The organism is Paraburkholderia sp. Tr-20389 (assembly GCF_017104565.1).
Taxonomy (GTDB): domain Bacteria; phylum Pseudomonadota; class Gammaproteobacteria; order Burkholderiales; family Burkholderiaceae; genus Paraburkholderia.
In genome coordinates this window covers 70,230-91,303 of sequence record NZ_JAAGPD010000045.1, presented here as the reverse complement: position 1 = coordinate 91,303, position 21,074 = coordinate 70,230, and the positions used below count along the sequence as shown (strand labels likewise).

The 21,074-nt window shown below is 63.3% G+C and carries 20 protein-coding genes; 5 read left to right on the top strand and 15 right to left on the bottom strand.

All coding sequences use genetic code 11. The annotated features are described in order from the left end of the window. Positions 1-158 precede the first annotated feature (158 nt). The 6 genes from G3N95_RS32235 to G3N95_RS32210 all read right to left on the bottom strand — a co-directional run bounded on the left by G3N95_RS32235 (position 159) and on the right by G3N95_RS32210 (position 7,264). A complete protein-coding gene (locus G3N95_RS32235; protein WP_007739999.1) occupies positions 159-1,064 on the bottom strand; it encodes an ABC transporter permease in 906 nt (301 codons plus the stop codon). Next, positions 1,064-1,954 (bottom strand): sugar ABC transporter permease, encoded by an 891-nt coding sequence (locus G3N95_RS32230; protein WP_205974143.1) that lies wholly within the window; start codon positions 1,952-1,954, stop codon positions 1,064-1,066. Before G3N95_RS32230 ends, G3N95_RS32235 begins: the two co-directional genes overlap by 1 nt. Continuing rightward, positions 1,951-3,030 (bottom strand): ABC transporter ATP-binding protein, encoded by a 1,080-nt coding sequence (locus G3N95_RS32225; protein WP_205974142.1) that lies wholly within the window; start codon positions 3,028-3,030, stop codon positions 1,951-1,953. The genes G3N95_RS32230 and G3N95_RS32225 overlap by 4 nt, the downstream gene beginning before the upstream one ends. 149 nt (positions 3,031-3,179) lie before the next feature. Continuing rightward, complete coding sequence (locus G3N95_RS32220; protein WP_205974141.1) at positions 3,180-4,358, bottom strand: extracellular solute-binding protein; 1,179 nt, start codon at positions 4,356-4,358, stop codon at positions 3,180-3,182. A 263-nt stretch (positions 4,359-4,621) separates the two neighbouring features. Continuing rightward, a complete protein-coding gene (locus G3N95_RS32215; RefSeq protein ID WP_205974140.1) occupies positions 4,622-5,572 on the bottom strand; it encodes an SMP-30/gluconolactonase/LRE family protein in 951 nt (316 codons plus the stop codon). Positions 5,573-5,683: 111 nt separating this feature from the next. Beyond that, entirely contained in the window at positions 5,684-7,264 is a 1,581-nt protein-coding gene (locus G3N95_RS32210) for an aldehyde dehydrogenase (NADP(+)) (RefSeq protein WP_205974139.1), read from the bottom strand. A gap of 860 nt (positions 7,265-8,124) precedes the next feature. Between G3N95_RS32210 and G3N95_RS32205 the strand changes: the two genes are divergently transcribed. After that, positions 8,125-8,829 carry a LuxR family transcriptional regulator gene (locus G3N95_RS32205; RefSeq protein WP_205974147.1) on the top strand — a complete coding sequence of 235 codons (705 nt, stop codon included), beginning with the start codon at positions 8,125-8,127 and terminating at the stop codon, positions 8,827-8,829. On the opposite strand, the gene G3N95_RS32200 is transcribed toward G3N95_RS32205, so the two are convergent. Further along, entirely contained in the window at positions 8,813-9,070 is a 258-nt protein-coding gene (locus G3N95_RS32200) for an XRE family transcriptional regulator (protein ID WP_241019071.1), read from the bottom strand. The genes G3N95_RS32205 and G3N95_RS32200 overlap by 17 nt on opposite strands. A 216-nt stretch (positions 9,071-9,286) precedes the next feature. On the opposite strand from G3N95_RS32200, the gene G3N95_RS32195 reads away from it, so the two are divergent. Then, positions 9,287-9,874, top strand: coding sequence for an acyl-homoserine-lactone synthase (locus tag G3N95_RS32195; RefSeq protein ID WP_205974137.1), 588 nt, complete (start codon positions 9,287-9,289; stop codon positions 9,872-9,874). A gap of 33 nt (positions 9,875-9,907) precedes the next feature. Here G3N95_RS32195 and G3N95_RS32190 read toward each other — a convergent pair whose 3' ends face one another. Both G3N95_RS32190 and G3N95_RS32185 read right to left on the bottom strand, forming a co-directional pair. Then, positions 9,908-11,416: an MFS transporter gene (locus tag G3N95_RS32190; protein ID WP_205974136.1), complete on the bottom strand. Its 1,509-nt coding sequence runs from the start codon at positions 11,414-11,416 to the stop codon at positions 9,908-9,910. 147 nt (positions 11,417-11,563) lie between these two features. Then, positions 11,564-12,253 (bottom strand): FadR/GntR family transcriptional regulator, encoded by a 690-nt coding sequence (locus G3N95_RS32185; RefSeq protein WP_205974135.1) that lies wholly within the window; start codon positions 12,251-12,253, stop codon positions 11,564-11,566. Between the two features lie 313 nt (positions 12,254-12,566). Here G3N95_RS32185 and G3N95_RS32180 point away from each other — a divergent pair, with 313 nt between their 5' ends. From G3N95_RS32180 to G3N95_RS32170, 3 genes are all read left to right on the top strand, one after another. Next, entirely contained in the window at positions 12,567-13,046 is a 480-nt protein-coding gene (locus G3N95_RS32180; RefSeq protein ID WP_205974134.1) for a universal stress protein, read from the top strand. Positions 13,047-13,192: 146 nt separating this feature from the next. Continuing rightward, positions 13,193-13,972, top strand: a complete 780-nt coding sequence (fnr, locus tag G3N95_RS32175) for a fumarate/nitrate reduction transcriptional regulator Fnr (protein WP_205974133.1) — start codon at positions 13,193-13,195, stop codon at positions 13,970-13,972. 149 nt (positions 13,973-14,121) lie between these two features. After that, the gene (locus G3N95_RS32170; protein WP_205974131.1) at positions 14,122-15,414 is read left to right on the top strand and encodes an SUMF1/EgtB/PvdO family nonheme iron enzyme; all 1,293 of its coding nucleotides are present in this window, start codon (positions 14,122-14,124) and stop codon (positions 15,412-15,414) included. Positions 15,415-15,455: 41 nt separating this feature from the next. On the opposite strand, the gene G3N95_RS32165 is transcribed toward G3N95_RS32170, so the two are convergent. From G3N95_RS32165 to otnK, 6 genes are all read right to left on the bottom strand, one after another. Then, the gene (locus tag G3N95_RS32165) at positions 15,456-15,710 is read right to left on the bottom strand and encodes a hypothetical protein (protein WP_205974129.1); all 255 of its coding nucleotides are present in this window, start codon (positions 15,708-15,710) and stop codon (positions 15,456-15,458) included. 94 nt (positions 15,711-15,804) lie between these two features. Next, complete coding sequence (gene denD / locus G3N95_RS32160) at positions 15,805-16,794, bottom strand: D-erythronate dehydrogenase (protein WP_205974127.1); 990 nt, start codon at positions 16,792-16,794, stop codon at positions 15,805-15,807. Positions 16,795-16,829: 35 nt separating this feature from the next. Next, complete coding sequence (gene otnI / locus G3N95_RS32155; protein WP_205974125.1) at positions 16,830-17,618, bottom strand: 2-oxo-tetronate isomerase; 789 nt, start codon at positions 17,616-17,618, stop codon at positions 16,830-16,832. Between the two features lie 24 nt (positions 17,619-17,642). Further along, positions 17,643-18,980, bottom strand: coding sequence for an MFS transporter (locus G3N95_RS32150; RefSeq protein ID WP_205974124.1), 1,338 nt, complete (start codon positions 18,978-18,980; stop codon positions 17,643-17,645). 101 nt (positions 18,981-19,081) lie between these two features. Next, positions 19,082-19,738 (bottom strand): aldolase, encoded by a 657-nt coding sequence (locus G3N95_RS32145; protein WP_205974123.1) that lies wholly within the window; start codon positions 19,736-19,738, stop codon positions 19,082-19,084. Then, the gene (gene otnK, locus G3N95_RS32140) at positions 19,735-21,063 is read right to left on the bottom strand and encodes a 3-oxo-tetronate kinase (protein ID WP_205974122.1); all 1,329 of its coding nucleotides are present in this window, start codon (positions 21,061-21,063) and stop codon (positions 19,735-19,737) included. The genes G3N95_RS32145 and otnK overlap by 4 nt, the downstream gene beginning before the upstream one ends. Positions 21,064-21,074: the final 11 nt, after the last annotated feature.

Genomic DNA, 21,074 nt, shown 5'->3' with positions numbered 1-21,074 from the left:
ACCGGCTTGCCCGCATATTCCTCACGGCTGTAGCCCATCTGCGCAGTGCGCGAGCGATGGCCGAACGACCGCAGATCGTTCACGCCATACCAGCGGTGACTGCGCAGTTCTTCGGGCGTCTTGCGTTTCTTCGTCTGATGGTTCGACACAACTTCTCCCTACCGGCGCTGCTCCTTCACCCGCGACACGATTTGCGTCGGGCTCACGAATTGCAGCGCGATCAATACCCAGATCAGCGTGATCGCCATGTAGATCATCGCCATCGCGTCGATCGACTGCGGCGCACGCACGCCCGTAGAGAATACAGCGTAGTACAACGCGACGACGAGCGTCTGCGTCGCCGGTCCCGCCGTGAAGAACGTCAGTTCGAACATGCCGATCGTGCGCACCAGCACCAGCAGACCCGCAGCAAGCATGCCCGGTACCAGCAACGGCAGCAGGATGTAGCGGAAATAGCGGAACGTGTTCGCGCCGAAGATGCGCGCCGCCGATTCCAGGTTCGGATCGATCTGTTCGATGAACGGCGTCATCACGAGGATCACGAACGGCAATGCGGGCACGAGATTCGCGAGAATCACGCCGCTCAACGTGCCTGCCAGCCCGATCTTGTACATCACCGTCGCCATTGGAATGCCGTACGTGACGGGCGGCACCATCAGCGGCAGCAGGAACACGAGCATCGCGAAACGCTTGCCGCGGAACTGCACGCGCGCAAGCGCATACGCGGCGGGCACGCCCAGCAGAATGGACAGCAGCACGACGGCGCCGACCACTTCGACCGTCACCCACAACACGGCCGCAAGCTGGAAATCGCTCCATGCCTGCGCATACCAGTGCAGCGTGAAACCCTGCGGCAGCAGCGTGCCGAACCAGCGCGTCGCAATCGAGTTGACCGCGACCGTCGCGATCAGCAGCACGATATTGAGCAGGAAGAAAATCATCGCGCCCCAGACGAGCGCCTTATACACACGATCGCGCAAACTGACGTGCGGTTTCATCGATTTCACCGTTTGCCCTTGCGGCGCAGCGGGCCAGGGATGCGCGACTTGATGATCGGTAGCCATCAGCCCTTACCTCCCGTCGCCGGTCCAGTGTAGAAGAAGCGGCGCGCGCCGAGCATCGCGGCGACGATCACCAGTTGCACGAATCCCATCACGATCGCGATCGCCGAAGCCAGCGAGTAATCGTAGTTCTCGAACGCGGCCTCGGCGGCGGCGATCGACATCACGCGCGTCGGTCCTGCCGGCGCCCCTAACAGCACCGCCGAAGGAAACACCGAAAACGCCTGCACGAACGACAGACACGCGGCCATCGTCAGCCCCGGCACCAGCAGCGGCAGATAGATGCGCCGGAACTGCTGCCACGGATTCGCGCCGAGCGTGGCCGCCGCGCTGGCGAGCGTCGGATCGATGCCCGTCACGTACGACAGCGTGAGCAGGAACGCGAACGGAAAGCCCGACACGATCAGTGAGATCAGCACGCCCCAGAAGTTGTGCGTGAGGCGCACTTCGTCGGTATAGAGATGCAGACCTTGCAGCGCTTGCGGAAACCAGCCGTTCGGACCGAAGTATGTGAGCATGCCGTCGGCGATCAGCACGGTGCCGAGCGTGACGGGAATCACGAGCAGCGTCGTCACGAACTTCTGGTACGGCGATGGACGACGCAGTGCGAACGCGACGGGCACCGACACGCCGACGTTGATCAACGTAGCGGGCACGGCGAGCTTCAGCGTGACGATGATGGTCGGCCACATCGAGGTGTCGCTGAAGAACTTCGCGTAGTTCGCCCACATGCCGCCGCCCTCCATCGGGCTGAACGACAGCCCGAGGCCATAGACGAACGGATAGACGAACAGCGCGAGGATGAACAGCAAGGCGGGCGACACGAGCCACGCCTTGCCGTCGCGCGGCGCGGCGGGCGTCGTCGCGGCTGCGGAGGGCGTCAGCGTGCTCATGACGGCTCTCCGTCGTAGACCAGCGTGCGCGACGGCGGCACGCGCAGCGTGACGCGCTCGCCTTCTGCAAACTCGCCTGCGACGCGCGCCCACAGTTCGCCGAACGCGCTCTTCACACGAATCAGCGAATCGCGGCCGCCGTATTCGACCGCCGTGACCTGCGCGTCGAACGCATTCTCGGAGCCGGGCGCGGCGCGCTCCATGTCCTCGGGGCGCAGTGCAACGGACACGCGCTTGCTGTCGAAGCCGTCCATCGCCATGCCGATCATGCGCACGCCATTTGCCTCGACGGCCACGCCTTCGCCCTGCGTGCCTTCGAGCGTGAACGGCAGCACGTTGCGATACCCCATGAAGCGCGCGACGTGCAGATTCTTCGGCCGGCCGTAGACTTCCTTCGGCGTCGCGACCTGCTGCACAACACCTTCTTTCATCACGACGATGCGGTCGGCCATCGACAGCGCTTCGTCCTGGTCGTGCGTCACATAAATGGTCGCGCGATCCAGTTGCGTATGAATGCGGCGAATCTCGGCGCGCATTTCGATGCGCAGCTTCGTGTCGAGATTCGACAGCGGCTCGTCCATCAGAATGAGCGGCGGCTCGATCACGATTGCGCGCGCAATCGCGACGCGCTGCTGCTGGCCGCCCGACAGCTGGCCCGGCAGCTTCTTCTCATGACCGACCAGCTGCACGAGTTGCAGCGCTTCCCGTGCGCGTTTGACCGTTTCCGCCTTGGAGACGCCGCGCATCTTCAGGCCGAAGCCGACGTTGTCGAGCACCGACATGTGCGGAAACAGCGCGTAGTTCTGGAACACCATGCCGAAGCCGCGCTTTTCGGGCGGCAGCACGTCGATACGTTTTTCGTCGAGCCAGATGCCGCCGCCCGACAGCGGCTGCAAACCGGCGATGCAGTTGAGCGCCGTCGACTTGCCACAACCAGAAGGCCCGAGCAGCGCGATGAATTCGCCACGACGGATGTTCAGGTCGAGGCCCTGCAGCGCGGCGACCGATTGCCCTTCCGTGTTCACGAAACTGCGGCAGACCGATTCGAGGCGCAACTGTTCAAATTGATGCTTCATGATCGCTTCCCTACGATGTTGCATGGCCGCGCCGACAGGCGGCGCGCCGTCACAATCGCCGTCTTGCGCGCGGCGTGAAGCGCCGATGCCCACACGAGGTGGCATCGGCTTTCCGCATCGCGCGGCGACGGGTACGCGTTGGTTTGCGCTTACTTGGTCTTTTGCGCGCCGACTTCGCGGTCCCACTTCTGGAACGCCGCCACCATGGCCGCTGCGCTCAGCGGCTGAACATGCGGACGATCGGCCAGCAGCTTCGCGTATTCCGGGCGGCCGAATTTCTTCAGCACATCCTGGCTGTGCTCGGGCGCCTGCGCTTCCGTCACGCCCTTGATGGCCGGGCCCGGATAGAAGTAGCCGTCGTCATAGGTCATGGCCTGCTGCGCCGGCTCGAGCATGAAGTTCATCAGCTTGTAGAGCACGTCGAGCTTTTCCTTCGGAACGCCCTTCGGGATCACCATATAGTGCGCGTCGTTCACCCACGTCATGTTGTCGAACGCCTGCACCTTGAATTCGGCCGGCACGATGCCGAGCGCGCGCGGGTTGATATCCCAGCCCGTCACGGTCACGGTCATGTCGCGCGTGCCTTCACCCAGCTCCTTCATGACAGCCGACGTGCCGCCCGGATAGTAAGGAATGCAGTCGTTCAGCTGCTTGAGGAATGCCCAGGTCTTGTCCCAGCCGTTGACGGGGTCTTTCGGGTCTTTGTCGCCGAGCACGTACGGCAGGCCCATCAGGAACGTGCGGCCCGGACCGGAGTTGGCGGGGCGCGCGTAGATCAGCTTGTTCGGATGCGCCTTGCACCATTGCAGCAGTTGATCCGGCGTCTTGGGCGGATCGCTGACCTTGGCGGGGTTGTATTCGATCAGCGGGCCGGCCGGCATATAGGCGACTTCGAGACCGAAGCCCTGCGCGAGGTCCTGCATCTTGCGCGGGCCGGGCGCGTACTTGTCGAGCACGCCGGGGAACGCGGCGTTGTTCTCGGGCAGCAGCTTGACCCACAGGTTCTGCTCGATACCGGCCGCGAGCGCGTCGGTGCCCGTCAGAACGAGATCGATGTCGGAACGGCCGGCCGCCTGCATCGCCTTGATCTTGCCGGGCAGTTGCGGCGCGGGCGCGTTCGTGAAAGTGATATTGGAGACGAGAGTCGGGTATTTGGCCTTGAAGGCTTCAAAGCCCTTTTGCGTCAATTGAAGATCGCCGGCGACGTCGACGATATTGAGCGTGACTGGATCGGCCGCTCGTGCCGTTTGTGCGAACCCTGCGACGGCAGCACCGACTGCCACGCACACTGCCGCTACCCTTACTGACAACTTGCCAGAAAAAGCCATTTCGTCTCCTCGCCTCTTGGTATGGAACGTCCGCCGACGGGATGCGGCGGTGACGCACTACGGGCTGCTAGTGACTGAAACATAACGAACGGGCGCACATGATGTCAAGCAAATTCTGGTGCGGCGCGCACATTGTGATGTGGCCTTTCAGATTCCTCAAGTCCTTTTATGGTAAGGATTTCAGCGATTTTTCCTGCTCCGCCCGCGCGCCCTGGGGAGAACACCGAGAGCCCACTTGTTAGGCAACTTTCCCGTATCCGGTGTCAACCGCCGCGCACGCCTTGCGTGTTCACATAGAGCGAATACAGGCCGTGGCTCGCTGCCATGAAAAGACGATTGCGATGCCTGCCGCCGAAGCATACGTTCGCGCAGCGCTCCGGCAAGGCGATATGGCCGAGCGCCTCGCCTTGCGGCGAAAACACGCGCACGCCGTCGAGTTCGTCGGTGCCCATGCCCCAGCCGCACCACAGGTTGCCGTGGATATCGACCCGAAAGCCGTCAGGCGTGCCCTGCTGGGCATCGATCAGCACGCGGTTGTTCGTCAACGACCGCCCGTCGCCGGCGACATCGAATGCGCGGATCGTGCGCGGCTTCGAACGCGACTCGACGATGTACAGCACGGATTCATCCGGCGAGAACGCCAGCCCGTTCGGTCCGATCACCTCGTCGCACACCATCGTGACTTCGCCCGTCTGCCCGTCCACGCGATATACGTTTTGCGGCAGTTCCGGCTCCTGCTTCTCGCCCTCGTAGAAGCTGTCGATGCCGAACGACGGATCGGTGAACCAGATCGAGCCATCCGATTTGACGACGATGTCGTTCGGCGAATTGAAGCGCTTGCCCTGGTAACGGTCGGCGATCACCGTGATCGAACCATCGTATTCGGTGCGTGTGACACGCCGCGTCAAATGCTCGCAGGTCACGAGCCGGCCTTCGCGATCGCGCGTATTGCCGTTCGCGTTGTTCGATGGACGGCGAAACGGCGTCACCGTGCCCGTCTCCTCGTCCCAGCGCAGGATGCGGTTGTTCGGGATGTCGCTCCACAGCACATAGCGGCCGTCGCCGAACCAGATGGGCCCTTCTGACCAGCGCGCGCCCTGATACAGGCATTCGACGGAAGCCGAGGCGAGGCGCAATGCATCGAAGCGTGGATCGAAACTGCGAATGGCGGGATCGGGGTAGCGTCTCGGGTTCAGGTGGCTGAGTTCGGTCATGGCGCTGTCAGTGCAAACGCCGGGCGTCGATTCGATCGACGTCCGGCGTGTTGCTGTCGTTACTGGTTATTGTTGGTTACGCTGTTATAGGCGCTGCTCGTGACACGAGCGTCAAGCCTGCGCAGGCTTGCCGTCGCTCAGACGCCAGAGCTTCAACGGATTCTCGTCGCGCAGCGACTGCGGCAGCAGATCGGCGGGCAAGTCCTGGTAGCAGACGGGGCGCAGGAAACGCTCGATCGCCGTCGCGCCGACCGACGTCGCGCGTGGATCCGAAGTAGCCGGAAACGGGCCGCCGTGCACCATCGCGTACGACACTTCGACGCCCGTCGGAAACCCGTTGGCCAGAATGCGGCCCGCCTTGCGTTCGAGCGTAGGCAGCAGGCGACGCGCGATGTCGTAGTCTTCGGGTTCGATCTGCAGCGTCGCCGTCAACTGGCCTTCGAGGTATTCGGCCACCTTCACCATTTCGTCGATATCGGCACACGTCACGATCAGCGACGTCGGGCCGAAAATCTCGTCTTCGAGTTCGGCGGAAGTCAGGAACTGTATCGCGGAAGTCTGGAACAACGCGGGCAGCGCCGCGCAGGTCGCATCCGACGACGTGCCGCGTGCAATGCTCTGCACGCCGCGCTGTTCGGTGCGACGGGAAATGCCGTCCTGATAGGCGTTGGCGATGCCAGGCGTCAGCATCGTCTGCGCGCTCTTTTGCGCGAGCGCCTTTGCGGCGGTGTCGATGAACGTCTGCTTGTTCGGTCCGTCGAGAATCAGCACGATGCCGGGATTCGTACAGAACTGTCCGACGCCGAGCGTCACCGATTCGACGAAGCCCGTCGCGATCTGCTCCGCTCGCTTCGCGAGCGCGCCGGGCAACACGAAGAACGGATTGACGCTGCTCATCTCGGCGAACACGGGAATCGGCTCGCGTCGCTTCTGCGCGAGATTCACGAGCGCGAGACCGCCCGCGCGCGAACCGGTGAATCCGACCGATTTGATGGCGGGATGCTGGACCAGCGCTTCGCCGATCTCATTGCCCGCGCCGACCACGAGCGAGAACACGCCTTCGTGCAGACCGCAATCGGCAACCGCTTTCTGAATGGCGCGGCCTACCAGTTCGGACGTACCCAGATGGGCCGGATGCGCCTTCACGACTACAGGACAACCCGCTGCGAGCGCCGACGCCGTATCGCCGCCCGCCACGGAAAAGGCCAGCGGAAAATTGCTCGCGCCGAACACACCGACGGGACCAACGGGAATCTTCTGCAAACGCAGATCGGGACGCGGCAGCGGCTTACGATCCGGCTGAGCGGAATCGAGTGTCGCGTCGAGCCAGCGGCCTTCGCGCACCAGCGAAGCGAATAGCTTGAGTTGCCCGACCGTGCGCGCGCGTTCGCCTTCGAGGCGTGCCTTCGGCAGCGCCGATTCAGCCTGGGCGCGCTCGATCAACGTATCGCCGAGGCCGAGAATGTTCTCTGCGATGGTTTCGAGAAAATGCGCGCGGATTTCGAGCGGCGTTTGACGATATGCGTCGAACGCAAGCGCGGCCAGCGTGCACGCGCGGTCCACTTCAACCGCACCGCCGGCGCCGAACTCCGGTTCGATTTCCATGTTGTGCGCCGGGTCGAACGCGCGCAGCGTGCCTTTGGTGCCACGCACCTCGGACGCACCGATCAACATGTCTCCGGTAATCTGCATGTCCAGCTCCTGTCGATGGCCGTGCGGAACGCCGTTGCGTCGCGCGGCCTGGAATCCAAATAATGAGTAATGTGCGACGTCACAAATGGGCGGACGATTCCGCGAGACGGTGCTCGCACTCGAGCAAAGCCGGCGTCGCTACGTTGATCTTCGCATGATCTGCCCTTCGTTCGCTGCGCCGCCGTTCGCTTTGGCCGCACGGAACGAGACGATGACGGAACGCGCGCAAGGACGCAGCGCGACCGCGTACCTCGCAGCAACCAGCGTGCCCTTCTCGCGACACGTTCGAACGTCGTGAGCCTCGTCACGACCACTCAGGCAAGTTAGCACCGCGCCGCCAATGTTGTCAAACAACCTGACGTGCTGCGTCAGTCGATGCAGCACGCATGAAAACGATTTTCTTCATATGAATGAAGGCGCGGCGTGCTGCGCTGCGAATCGCGCTTTTAAAAAAGCTCGTATGACAACGAATCGAAAAGCGATCGGTTTGAATCAAACGTTTCGTAATCCATTCCGATTTTCAAGACCCAGCCGTATTTAATACCGATTCAAAATCGCACAATAACCTTTCGAAACGCAGGTTTAATTGAAGCGCTGCCTGGCAGAGCAGGAGCGGATTTGCGGCATTTGGTGCAGAATTGCGCGAATGCAATTAAATAGCTGGCCGGCGCGCCTCGATTTTGAGCCAGAAAATGAAACAGGCAAAAATTCTGTCTCGCCATTTCGTATTATCCGGCGAATAATAGTGATAGATTGATGCGCAAACAGGATAATGAGTCACCGCAGCATCGGCATGGCCATCGCCCGCTCCGCTGCGAACCTCGAGAGATAGCACCTTGCCGCAACATTTCATTGAGCAGATGTCGCCGTTGCTGGAAGCGGAGAACGATGTCACCTGGTTCCGCGAAGTCGCCCGACTGGCAGACGGCTGGGGCTTTGATCGCGTGCTGGTCGGCATTCTGCCGCGGCCGGGGATGCGGCTCGAAGACGCGTTCATCCGCAGCACGTATTCGCCCACCTGGCGGCAGTTCTACAACGAGCAGGGGTTCGCGCACATCGATCCGACCGTCACGCACTGCATGACGAAGTCGTCACCGCTGATCTGGTCGCCGGATCTGTTCGACACCAATCCGGCGCAAACCATGTATGAGGAAGCCCGCGCGCATGGCTTGCGCGCAGGTGTGAGCCTGCCCATTCACGGGCCGAGACAGGAATCGGGTCTGATCTGCTTCGTCAACGATCACAACCCGAGCGATGACTTCTGGCGTCATCTCGATGTCGTGCTGCCCAACCTGGTGCTGTTGCGCGACCTCGTCATCGACACGAGCCAGCCTCACCTGAATACGCACACGCAGGCTTTGGTGCCAAAGCTCACGCCGCGAGAGCAGGAGTGCCTGAAATGGACCGCGCGCGGTAAATCCACGTGGGAAATTTCGCACATTCTCAATTGCTCCGAAGCCGTGGTGAACTTCCACCTCAAGAACATTCGCACGAAATTCGGCGTGAACTCACGGCGCGCAGCCGCCGTGATTGCAACGCAGCTCGGCCTTATTGATCCAGGTTGATGAGCTCACGCGCTTCCGGGTTGTGCAGCACCTTCTCTGCCCTGCCCAGATCGCCGTCCGTGACCGTCTTCGTGAAGTAGAGGCCCAGCAGGATCGAAACAGGTGCCGGAATCTCCGCGCCCGATTCGAAGCGGCTGCCGCGCGACTGCGTCACGCCGAAACGCGCCCAGAACTGACGCTGGCTTTCCTTCTTTTTCTTGCGGTACGCGATGATCAGAACGCGATCCACCCCGGACGACATGTCCGGATTGCGGCTCTGCGCGTTAGGTTGAACGTTTGCGTGAACGCCCGCTTGCCAATGATTTTGAAGTTCCATGATGTTTTCCTGTGATTGGCTGCCCTCATCTCAATTTTGTAATCTTCAGACGCAAACGCCACCTATCCAGGTGAGTAGGTGTTTTTTTTATCCGCAATGCATACGTTTTCCTGCGTACCGCGACCACGTAAGGAGCACACCATGCATACGGCGATTCGGATTGGCACACGGCAAGAGTTCGACAACACGCACATCAACGAGATGTATCGACTGCGCGCCCGGGTCTTTCGGGACCGGATGGGTTGGGACGTTCCGACCATCGCGGGCATGGAGATCGACGGCTACGACGCGCTCGGGCCGTACTACATGCTCATTCAGGACGGCGATCGGCAGGTGCGCGGCTGCTGGCGGCTGATGCCGACGGAAGGCCCGAACATGCTGAAGGACACCTTCCCGCAGTTGCTCGACGGGCAAGAGGCGCCACTCGGACGGCATATTTGGGAATTGAGCCGCTTCGCTATCGAAACGGATGGCACGCAAACGTTTGGCTTTGCAGATCTGACGATGCACGCGATTCACGAACTGGTGACTTTCGCGGACCGGATGGGCATTACCCGCTACGTGACGGTCACGACGACGGCGATCGAGCGGATGCTGCGGCGCGCGGGCATCGAAGTGACGCGGCTGGGGCCGCCCGTGAAGATCGGCGTCGAGCGGACCATTGCGCTCGACATCACCGTCGACGCGATCCGCGCGGCGGTGTGCAAGCCGATGCCCGTGGCGGCCTGACGGTCCGCGCCGCGCACGGCGAGGCGAAGCGCTTTAACCGCGCCGGAACGTGATGTGCGAAATCCGGCGCACGAGAAGCGCGGCCGCCAGCGCGGCGCAGCCCGTCAGCACGACGCCGATGTGAATCGATTGCACGAGCACGTGACGCGCGGCGTCGAACAGCGCCGGGCCTTCGAGGCCCGCGCGCTTCATTTCGATCAACAGCGAGTCGCGCAAACTTTCGTCGACGAGAATGCGCGGATCGGCGAGCTTTGGACGCCACGTCGATGAGACGGATTCGCCGAGCACGCGCAGCGACTCCTCGACGCCCGACGCGTAGCGGCGGTTCACGATCGTCGCGACGATGCTGGTGCCAAGCATGCCGCCCACCATCCGCGTCGACTGGAGCAACGCCGTCGTGATGCCGAAGCGTTCGCGGCCGGCGATCTCCTGCCCGAACACGTTCAGGTTGTTGAGAATGAAGCCGAGGCCGATACCGACGGCCGCCATCGACAGTTCGAGATAGAGGTGCGGCGTCGCGGGCGTCGCGAGCGCGAGACCGGCCGACGCGGCCACGAGCAGGCTGAAGCCGATCGTCAGAATCGCGGTCGGCCGCGACATGTGGATCACGATGCGCGTGTTGATCAGGCTGCCGAGCGCGATGCAGGCGGCGATCGGCGTCGCGAGCAGTCCGGCCTGCTGAGGCGACAGCCCGAAACCGCCCTGCAGGAGCAGCGGCGCGAAAAAAATCAGCGAAAACATCACGAAACCCGACAGCACCGACAACGTGAAAAGCGTGACGAGCTGCGGGTCCTTGAACAGATCGAGCGGCACGATGGGATGCGTCGCGCGCCGCTCGCATATCAGCAGCGCCGCCGCACCGACCACCACCAGCGCGGCGAGTATCAGGTTGGCCGTCGTCAGACCGTCCTTCGGCACCGCTTCGATGAAGGTCTGCAAGCCGCCGAGCACCAGCGCGACGAGCGCTGCGCCCGCCCAGTCGATGCGCACGTCGCCCGTGCGCTCGCGCCGGTAATACGGCAGATGCGCCCAGATGAAGTACAGCGCGAGCGCGCCGACGGGCAGATTCACGAGAAACGTCGAGCGCCAGCCGAAGTTCTGGCTCAGCCAGCCGCCCAGCGACGGTCCCGCTGCCGTGCCGATCCCGTACGCTGCCGCCAGCACGACCTGCCAGCGCACGCGCGTGCGCGGATCGGGAAAAAGATCGGGAATCGACGCGAACGCCGTGCCGACCATCATGCCGCCGCCGACACCCTGCAGCCCGCGCGCGAACACCAGAAACGGCATGCTGCTCGCGAGGCCGCACAGCGCCGACGCGACAGTGAAGACAATCACAGCGGTGATCACGAAATACTTGCGGCCGAAGTAATCGCCGAGCCGCCCGAAGACGGGCACCGTGACCACGGAAGCGAGCAGATACGCGCTCGCGATCCACGCGTAGTACTCGAAACCATGCAGTTCGACGACGATCGACGGCAACGCCGTGCTGACCACCGTCTGGTCGAGCGCGACCAGCATGTTGACGAGACCGATGCCGAGCATGGCCAGGAGTGCGTCGCGAAAAGGCAGAGGACGGGAAGGATTCACTTCTTTGCGAGACGGCGCGTGGCGCGCCGCATTGTCAGATGAGGGGAAAAACGAACAGGGCCGCGAGTGAAGCAACGCGGCCCGGCAAGGCAGGAAAAAACGTCAGGACCCGAACATCCGGTCGCGCGCGTGCTCAAGATGCAGGCGCATGGCCTGCCCGGCGGCCGCCGCGTCCTTGCGGCGAATCGCTTCGAGCACGGCCAGATGCTCCGCCTGCACGAGCCGCTGACGTTCGAGCGTCTTCACCAGCGACAGGTTGCGCGACAGATTCATGCTGAACACGATCTGCTCTTCGATGAACGACATCATCGTGATGAAGAACTGGTTCTTCGACGCGCGCGCGACAGCAAGGTGGAACGCGAAGTCATCCTTCGCGCCGATGCCCTGGGTTTCGATGATGCGTTCCAGTTCGTCCCACGCGTGCTGGATCGCAGCGATGTCGTCGGCCTCGGCCATCTGCGCGGCCAGTTCCGCTGCGCCCGATTCCGTCACAATCCGGAAGTCGTAGCAGCGGCGAATGTCGGACAGCGTTTCCAGCGGCGCGAAGCGGCGCACGTCCGGGTCGGGACGGCGCGCGACGGTCGTGCCCGAGCCATGCCGCGTGACGATGATGCCGTCCGCGCGCAGCCGCGCGAGCGCCTCGCGCACCGTGGGCCGCGACGTCTCGAAACGTTCGGCTAGCGCATGCTCGGTCGGCAAACGCTCGCCTTCCTTGTACTCGCCTTCGAGAATGCGGTTGAGGATGTCGCCGTAGATCTTGTCCGGCAGACCGGTCGGTTTGCGCTCGTTCATCGTCGAGAAAAGCGGCTTGTCAGAATAGATTTGAATTGTAAGGCAAATAATGCGCTCAACCGGACGAAATCGCGACCATTTTCTGGTCCGAAACGCCGATTTGTCGAGCGTGCCGCCAGTATGAACGACCGCGCGCCCAACAGCAAAATTTGACAAATCATTGATTGACATCTGTGCGTTTGCCGACGAAAACCCGCATTTTTCGACGATCATTTAAGCTGCAAGCGCAATCCGGACGAATTTACCGCTCATCACCCGCGGCCCGCGCAGGCGGAATACGGCGGCGCACCGCGCTCCACGGCACGGAGGCTTCATGTACACACGCATCCTCGTTGCAGTCGACGGCAGCAACACCTCGCGCCGCGCGTTCGACGGCGCCCTGAATATGGCCAGCAAGCTCGGCGCGACACTGCGCGCGTTCTACGCGGTCGAAAACACGCCGATGTACTTCGACGCGCCGGGCTACGATCCATCCGTCCTGCGCAACCGGCTGGTCGAGCAGGGCAAGGAACTGACGGCGGAGCTGTCGGCGGCGATGCGCGAGCGCGGCGTGTCGGGCGATATCGCGGTGGGCGAAGCGTCCTCGCTCGACGACGTGCCGACGCTCGTGCTGCGCGCCGCCGCCGATTTCAACGCAGACCTGATCGTGATGGGCACGCATGGCCGACGCGGCATGCAGCGGCTGATTCTCGGCAGCGTGGCCGAGCGCTGCGTGCGCCAGTCGACGCTGCCTGTGTTGCTGATTCCGTCCGCGGCAGGCGGCGGTGATGAGGCAGGCGAGGCGAAGGCCTGAGCCGTCCATGCGCCCGAACGGCGCGGGTGAGCGAAAGATGACGTCGCTCAACGGCAACTTTCGGGTCGACGCGTCATTTTGTCGCCAGGTTGCGCGCGCATCGAGTGGGACAATCGGTTGTCACCTCTTTTACGCCGGTTGGTACCATGCTCAATCCCACCGCTGTTGCTCCCGTTCGCGGCACCCGCCGCACGCCGGTCTCTTCCACGCAGCGCGGCGCGCGCAGCACCGCGCGCTGTTCGTCCTGCGCCATGCGCCATCTGTGCATGCCGCAAGGCGTCGCCGCCAATGAAATGCCGCAGCTCGAAGCGCTCATCTGCTCGGCGCGCGCGGTGCGTCGCGGCGAGTCGCTCTACCGCGCGGGCGATTCCTTCGACAATCTGTACGCCGTACGGTCGGGATCGCTGAAGACGGTAATGGCCCATCGCGATGGTCGCGAACAGGTCACGGGGCTGCGGCTCGCGGGCGAAGCGCTGGGACTCGACGGTATCAGCAGCGACCAGCACGCGTGCAGCGCGGTGGCGCTCGAAGACAGCTCGGTGTGCATCATTCCCTACCCGGCGCTCAAGCATCTGTGCCGCGAAATCAGCTCGATGCAGGATCGGCTGCACAAGCTGATGGGCGAGCAGATCGTCCGCGAAGCCGGCCAGATGATGGTGCTCGGCTCGCTGAGCGCCGACGAGCGCGTCGCGGCATTCCTGCTCGACATCTCCGAACGCAACGCGCAGCGCGGCTATTCATCGGCGGAATTCAATCTGCGGATGACGCGCGAAGACATGGGCAGCTATCTCGGCATGACGCTCGAAACCGTGAGCCGCACCCTGTCAAGATTTCAAAAGCGCGGACTGATCGACGCACAAGGCCGCTTCATTCACATCGTCGATGCCGACGCCTTGCGCCAGGTCGGCGCGGCTACGAACGCCTGATTCTGTCTATCTCTCGAGGTCTGAAGCGCGGCGTCGCATCGTGCGACGCCGATGCGCATCCGCCTGGCACGTCTCCTGCGGCTGCGGTACAGTTTAAGACTGTCCCGTTCCATGCAAGAAGCTTGCAGCCTCACGAGGAGACCCGGCGAATGAATCGCGACCCTGCTCCGCACCACCCGCTGGTTCAACGGCTCATCGACGCGCGCCGCGTCACCGACGCCCTGTTCTCGGTCGTCAAACCCGAATACCTGTATGAGCGTCCGATCCGCGAACGTCACCGGATCGTGTTCTACATCGGCCATCTCGAAGCCTTCGACCGCAATCTTTTCGACGAGCGGCTCTGTCCGCTGCCCGCGTTCGCGCCGGAACTCGACCAACTCTTCGCGTTCGGCATCGACCCCGTCGACGGCGGCTTTCCGACGGATCAACCTTCCGACTGGCCCTCGCTCGACGCCGTGCACGACTACGCAAAGAAGGCGCGCGAGCAGATCGACGAGCGTCTCGCCGAATTCGAATTCGGCAGCGGCGGCATGTCGACGGGCTCGCCCGAGCAGCTGATGCACGTGGCCATCGAACACCGGCTGATGCATGCGGAAACGCTCGCGTACATGCTGCATCAGTTGCCGCTCGAGATGAAGGCCGCGCCTCAGGACGCGATATCGAAAGCGGGATCGGCACGCAATGTCGAAACCTCGCCGATGATGCCCGTGCCCGCAGGCGAGGCAGTGCTCGGCATGAAGAAGGAAGACGGGCGCTTCGGTTGGGACAACGAATTCGGCGAGCAACGCGTGCAGGTCGATGCGTTCGAGATCGACCGCTATATGGTGACGAACGCGCAGTTCCAGGCGTTCATCGACGCCGGAGGCTACGGGAATCGCGCGTACTGGAACGACAAGGACTGGGCGTGGAAGGAAGCGGAGAACGTCGCGCATCCTGTCACGTGGTCGCACGATGCCGATGGCAAGTGGATGTTGCGCACCATGTTCGACGACATCCCGCTGCCGCCCGACTGGCCCGTCTATGTGAGCCACGCCGAAGCATCCGCGTACGCGCGCTGGACCGGCAAGACGTTACCGACGGAAGCGCAATGGCAGCACGCCGCGCAAGGCGTACCGCACGGGCCATCGGGCAACTACGATTTCCGCAGTTGGGATCCGCAGGCCGTCGATGCCGCACCCGACAATGTCAGCGCGTTCGGCGTCGAAGGACTTTACGGCAATGGCTGGGAATGGACGTCGTCGCTATTCGAAGCGCTGCCTGGCTTCGATGCGTTCCCGTTCTATCTCGGCTACTCGGCCAACTTCTTTGACGGTCAGCATTACGTGCTAAAGGGCGGCTCGGCGCGCACCGCGCAATGCATGCTGCGGCCGACGTTCCGCAACTGGTTTCAGCCCAGGTATCAGCACGTGTATGCGGGCTTCCGGTGCGTGCGGGCGCTCTGACGAACCAGCAGCAATCGAACGACGCATAACGCGACACGACACTACCTGCAACTCACCACGAGCTTGCGCGTGGTGTAGCTGCCGTAGTCGGTGTAGTTCTTCTTTTCCTGGCGATCCACCACGTCGTAGCCGTTAGGGCATGTCTTTCGGGCCGCCCTGTCGCAGATCTTCCAGTTGTAGAGCAGCCCGTCGCAGGAAATCACGGCGCCATCGCGACCGTTCGTCATGGGCGTCGGCTTCACGGTCGCGCCGCAACCGGCAAGACAAACGATCAGGAGAATCGCGCTGCGCCGCATGACGTCCCCTCGATGACGGATGGATCGTCCGATTATAGAAGCCGGCGCACGCGCAAAACGGGAGCGAACGCACGCTCCCGTTCAATACAGCGGATCAGCGCTGCGGAATTTTCCCACCCAATTCATCGTCGATAAACGCACGCACGATGTCCGCGAACGTCGCGTCGCCCTGCAACCCGAGCTGCTTCGCGCGCGCGACGTCCCACTGCGCAGGCCAACTGCCGACGATTTTCTCGACCCGCTCGTCCGCCTTCCATTCGATCCGCGCCGCAACGGCATCGCCCGCCACTTCGCGGAGCGCGGCGATCATCTCGTCGACCGTCACCGACACGCCCGGCAGATTGATCGTCCGCTTGTTGCCGAGCGCGGCGCTGTCGATCTCGCATCCCGCAACGAGACACTCGATTGCCTTGCGCGGCGACAGCAGCCACAGACGCATCGAGCCATTCACGGGACACACGGACGGCTCGCCATTGAGCGGCTCGCGAATGATGCCGCTCGCGAACGACGACGCCGCTGCATTCGGCTTGCCCGGCCGCACGCTGATGGTCGGCAAGCGCAGCACGCGGCCGTCGACGAAACCGCGCCGCGCATAATCGTTGAGCAGCAATTCGGCGATCGCCTTCTGCGCACCATACGACGATTGCGGATTCAGCGCCGTTTCATCGAGCACGGTATCGGGCAAGTCGCCGCCATACACGGCGACGGAACTCGTGAACACGACGCGCGGACGATGCCCGCGCGCACGGCACACATCGAGCAGCAGGCGCGACGCATCGAGATTGATGCGCATGCCCAGCTCGAAGTCCGCCTCTGCCTGGCCGCTGACGATCGCCGCGAGATGGAAGATCGCCGCCGTCTTCTCGTCGATCAAACGTTCGAGCACGCTACGCTCGGCAATGTCGCCGACTTCGACGCGCACGCGATCGTCTTGCGGACCGGGCGCCGCGACGACGTCGAGCAGCACCAGTTCGGTGATCGGCTGACGCTGTCCGTCCGCGCCCTTCAATTCACCGCGCGCGAGCAGTTCGCGCGCGAGACGCTGGCCGAGAAATCCCGCGCCGCCCGTGATCAGTACTTTCATGTTTCCGTGTTCCTCAGTGTGTCTGTCGAATACGCTCAAGCACGCGCCTTCACATACGGCCTGATCCATCCCAGCCCGTCCGACGTGCCCGCGCGCGGCCGGTATTCGCAACCGATCCAGCCGTCATAGCCAAGCTCGTCGATCAGCGCGAACAGATACGGATAGTTCACTTCGCCGATATCGGGCTCGTGCCGCTCCGGCACGCCGGCGATCTGGATATGGCCGATGCCCTTCATGTCGCGCTTGAGCTTCACGGCGAGATCGCCTTCGACGATCTGGCAGTGGTAAAGATCGAACTGCACTTTCAGATTCGGTGCGCCCACTTCCGCGCAGATCGCCTGTGCGTCGTCTTGCCGGTTCAGAAAGAAGGCGGGGATGTCGCGTGTATTGATCGGCTCGATGACGACGGTGATGCCTTCAGCCTGCGCAGTCTGCGCGGCATACGCCAGGTTCTTCAGATACACCTCGCGATGCGCGGCACGCGACTGCTCGGGCTTGATCAGACCGGCCATCACATGCAACTTGTCGTTGCCGAGCACGCGCGCGTACTCGAGTGCGGTGTCGACGCTGCGGCGAAACTCTTCTTCGCGACCCGGCAACGACGCGATGCCGCGCTCGCCCGCCGCCCAGTCGCCCGGCGGCGCATTGAAGAGCGCCTGCGTGAGGCCGTGTTCCGTCAGACGCGACTTCAGGTCAGCGGCAGGAAAGTCATAAGGGAACAGAAACTCCACGGCCTGGAAGCCGTCGCGCGCAGCGGCCGCGAAACGGTCGAGGAACGTGTGTTCGTTGTACATCATCGTCAGATTGGCGGCGAAGCGAGGCATCGAAGCAACTCCTTAATAACGCGTTTAGCGGTTCACGAGCCGCGCGGGCGTCAGCCAGACGGCAAGCGCGCCGATCACGAGCATCGCGGCGAGCACGTACATGCCGGACTGCGTGCTGTGCGTGAGATCCTTAAGATAGCCGATCATGTACGGGCTCGCGAAGCCCGCCAGATTGCCGATCGAATTGATGATCGCGATGCCCGCGGCCGCCGTCGCGCCCGACATGAAGGCTGTCGGCAGCGACCAGAAGAGCGGCGCGCAGGTCAGCACGCCCGCTGCGGCGATCGACAGAAACGCGATCGATACGGCCGTGTTGTTCGCGTACGAAGCCGCGACGCTGAAGCCGACGGCGCCCGCCAGCGCCGGCCCGATCAGATGCCAGCGGCGCTCGCGGCGCTTGTCCGCGCTGTGGCCCATCACGTTCATCACGACGATCGCTACGAGGAACGGAATCGCGCTCAGCAGACCGATCTGGAATGCACCCGTCACGCCCGTCGACTTGACGAGGGTCGGCATCCAGAACGTGAGGCCGTACTGGCCCGTGACAAACGCGAAGTAGATCAGCGACATCCACCACGTGCGCGGATCGCGGAACACGGCGCCCAGCGAATGCGACTGCGTCTTTTCTTGCGGCTGTGCAGCGATTTCGTCGGCGAGCAGTTTCTTTTCGCGCGGCGTCAGCCACTTCGCGCCGGCGATGCCGTTGTCGAGATACAGGATCGTCGCAATGCCGACGGCGATCGCGGGCACCGCTTCGATCACGAACATCCATTGCCAGCCGGCGAAGCCGTGATGCGCATCGAAGGTCTGCATGATCCAGCCCGACAGCGGATTGCCGAAGATGCCCGACACGGGAATCGCCGACATGAACACCGCGATGATCTTCGCGCGGCGATGCGACGGAAACCAGTAGGTCAGGTACAGAATCACGCCCGGATAGAAGCCCGCTTCGGCGAGACCGAGCAGAAAGCGCAGCGCATAGAACTGCATGGGCGTCTGCACGAACACGAACAGCGCGGACATCACGCCCCACGTGATCATGATCCGCGCGATCCAGATGCGCGCGCCGAGTTTGTGCATCAGGATGTTGCTCGGCAATTCGAACAGGAAGTAACCGACGAAGAACACGCCCGCGCCGAGGCCGAACACGGTCTCGCTGAACGCGAGGTCTTGCGACATCTGCAACTTGGCAAAGCCGACGTTCACGCGATCCAGATAAGCGACCACGTAGCACAGCATCAGGAACGGCACGATGCGCCAGAACACCTTGCCGTAGGTGCGTTCGATTTCGGCCGCGCCGGGTTGCCCGGCGGCGTCAGCGGTGGATGCAGGGCGAGCGGATGTCGCCTGATAGCTACTCATGCATTGTCTCCTTCGAATGGCGCCGGTTGTAGACCGTCCGTTTCATATCGGACGGTCCTCCGGCTTTTTGGCCTGGGTTGGTGATACGGATGGCGGGCGACTTACCAGCGCGCGCCGAACACGGTGCGCAACTCGTCGAGCGCGGCCGCATCGAGCGGTGCGGGACGCGGGTTTGTCATCAGCCACAAGCGCGCCGTCTCTTCCAGTTCTTCGATCACGTACGAAGCCTGCGACACGGAACGCTCCCACACGACGGGGCCAAGACGCTCGAGCAGCACGCCGCGCACGCTGTCGGCGAGCGATGCGATCTGTTGTGCGACTTGCGGATCGCCGGGACGCTTGTAGCGAATCAGCGGAATATGGCCGACCTTCATCACGTAGTACGGCGTGATGGGCGGCAGCACGTCGGCGTCGTGCCAGACGCCCGCGAGCGTCAGCGCGACGAGATGCGTCGAATGCGTATGCACGATGCCGCGCGCGTCGCGGTTGCGTTCGTAGACACCGCGATGCAGTGCGAGCGTCTTCGACGGTTTGCCGCCTGATACAGCGTTGCCGTCGAGATCGACCTTCGCGATCTGCGCGGGATCGAGCCGGCCGAGACATGCGTCAGTTGGCGTGATCAGCCAGCCGTCGTCGAGCCGCGCGCTGATGTTGCCCGCGCTGCCGACGGTGTAACCGCGCTCGTACAGACTCGCGCCCGTCACGCAGATTTCTTCACGGATTTTCGCTTCGCTGCTTGTGTGGATGGCGAGCGTCATTGCGCGTCTCCTTCGAGATGACGCAGCGCTTTCTCGAAGAAATCGACGGTGCCGAAGTTGCCGGACTTGAGGGCAAGCGCGAGCGGCTCGGCACCGATTGTCGCGGTCGCGGGCACGCCGGGATCGATCTGTTTGCCGATGCGCAGCATGCGGACATCGAGTGCCTGCACGACGGCACCCGACGTCTCGCCGCCCGCGACGACGAACTTGCGCACGCCCATCTCACGCAGCCCTCGCGCGATCGCAGCCAGCGTGCGTTCGACGAGTTCGCCGGCTTGTGCGACGCCGAGTTCGCGTTGCGTCGCCTTCACTTCGTCCGGCGATGCCGTTGCGTAGATCAGCACGGGTTGCGCCGTTTTCAAATGCACGCTCGCGTTCATATGCTCGCGAGCAAACGCGAGCGCCTGTTCGACGACGGGCTCGCCGCGCGCCGCCGCTAATGGATCGATACGAAACGCGGGCCGCGTTTCGCGCCACGCGGCAACCTGTGCATTGGTCGCCTTCGATGCACTGCCCGCCAGCACCACCGACGCGCCTTCGATTCGGGGCAACTCGCCTGCATCGGCCGAATCCGCGAGCAGACCGGCGCGGCGGAAATTGGCCGGCAAGCCGAGCGCGACACCCGAGCCGCCCGTGATCAGCGGCAGATCGGCGCACGCTTCGCCGAGCGTATAGAGATCGGCATCCGATACGGCATCGGCGATCGCCATGCGCACGCCGTCATGGCGCAATGCATCGATCGACGCGCGCACGGCTTCGGCGCCGCGCGCAACCGCGTCGTAGCGCACGAGACCGACCGTCGAGCGCGTCTGCCGTTGCAGCACGCGCACGAGGTTCGCGTCCGTCATCGGTGTGAGCGGATGATGCTCCATGCCTGACTCGTTCAACAGCACGTCACCGACGAATAGATGCCCGCGATAGATCGTGCGGCCATTCTCCGGAAACGCCGGACACGCGATCGTGAACGGCGTGCCGCCGCCGATCGGCGACAGCGCATTGAGCAGCGCATCGGCGACGGGGCCGATGTTGCCCTTGTCGGTCGAATCGAAGGTCGAACAGTACTTGAAGAAGAACTGGCGACAGCCTTGCGCGCGCAGCCATTCGAGCGCGGCGAGCGATTGTGCGACGGCATCGGCGGCATCGATGGTGCGCGACTTCAGCGCAACCACCAACGCGTCGGCTTCGATGCGCGTATCGGCAGCGGGCACGCCGATGGTCTGGACGGTGCGCATGCCGCCGCGCACCAGCATGTTCGCGAGATCGGTCGCGCCCGTGAAGTCGTCCGCAATGCAGCCGAGCAGCGGTTTGCTCGCAGAGGTCGTCATGTGGTCGTGCT

Bases quoted from the DNA above. Each gene is read 5' to 3' on its own strand.
- G3N95_RS32235 (WP_007739999.1), bottom strand. From the start codon at position 1,064: ATGGCTACCGATCATCAAGTCGCGCATCCCTGGCCCGCTGCGCCGCAA.
- G3N95_RS32230 (WP_205974143.1), bottom strand. From the start codon at position 1,954: ATGAGCACGCTGACGCCCTCCGCAGCCGCGACGACGCCCGCCGCGCCG.
- G3N95_RS32225 (WP_205974142.1), bottom strand. From the start codon at position 3,030: ATGAAGCATCAATTTGAACAGTTGCGCCTCGAATCGGTCTGCCGCAGT.
- G3N95_RS32220 (WP_205974141.1), bottom strand. From the start codon at position 4,358: ATGGCTTTTTCTGGCAAGTTGTCAGTAAGGGTAGCGGCAGTGTGCGTG.
- G3N95_RS32215 (WP_205974140.1), bottom strand. From the start codon at position 5,572: ATGACCGAACTCAGCCACCTGAACCCGAGACGCTACCCCGATCCCGCC.
- G3N95_RS32210 (WP_205974139.1), bottom strand. From the start codon at position 7,264: ATGCAGATTACCGGAGACATGTTGATCGGTGCGTCCGAGGTGCGTGGC.
- G3N95_RS32205 (WP_205974147.1), top strand. From the start codon at position 8,125: ATGTCGCCGTTGCTGGAAGCGGAGAACGATGTCACCTGGTTCCGCGAA.
- G3N95_RS32200 (WP_241019071.1), bottom strand. From the start codon at position 9,070: ATGTCGTCCGGGGTGGATCGCGTTCTGATCATCGCGTACCGCAAGAAA.
- G3N95_RS32195 (WP_205974137.1), top strand. From the start codon at position 9,287: ATGCATACGGCGATTCGGATTGGCACACGGCAAGAGTTCGACAACACG.
- G3N95_RS32190 (WP_205974136.1), bottom strand. From the start codon at position 11,416: ATGCTCGGCATCGGTCTCGTCAACATGCTGGTCGCGCTCGACCAGACG.
- G3N95_RS32185 (WP_205974135.1), bottom strand. From the start codon at position 12,253: ATGAACGAGCGCAAACCGACCGGTCTGCCGGACAAGATCTACGGCGAC.
- G3N95_RS32180 (WP_205974134.1), top strand. From the start codon at position 12,567: ATGTACACACGCATCCTCGTTGCAGTCGACGGCAGCAACACCTCGCGC.
- fnr (WP_205974133.1), top strand. From the start codon at position 13,193: ATGCTCAATCCCACCGCTGTTGCTCCCGTTCGCGGCACCCGCCGCACG.
- G3N95_RS32170 (WP_205974131.1), top strand. From the start codon at position 14,122: ATGAATCGCGACCCTGCTCCGCACCACCCGCTGGTTCAACGGCTCATC.
- G3N95_RS32165 (WP_205974129.1), bottom strand. From the start codon at position 15,710: ATGCGGCGCAGCGCGATTCTCCTGATCGTTTGTCTTGCCGGTTGCGGC.
- denD (WP_205974127.1), bottom strand. From the start codon at position 16,794: ATGAAAGTACTGATCACGGGCGGCGCGGGATTTCTCGGCCAGCGTCTC.
- otnI (WP_205974125.1), bottom strand. From the start codon at position 17,618: ATGCCTCGCTTCGCCGCCAATCTGACGATGATGTACAACGAACACACG.
- G3N95_RS32150 (WP_205974124.1), bottom strand. From the start codon at position 18,980: ATGAGTAGCTATCAGGCGACATCCGCTCGCCCTGCATCCACCGCTGAC.
- G3N95_RS32145 (WP_205974123.1), bottom strand. From the start codon at position 19,738: ATGACGCTCGCCATCCACACAAGCAGCGAAGCGAAAATCCGTGAAGAA.
- otnK (WP_205974122.1), bottom strand. From the start codon at position 21,063: ATGACGACCTCTGCGAGCAAACCGCTGCTCGGCTGCATTGCGGACGAC.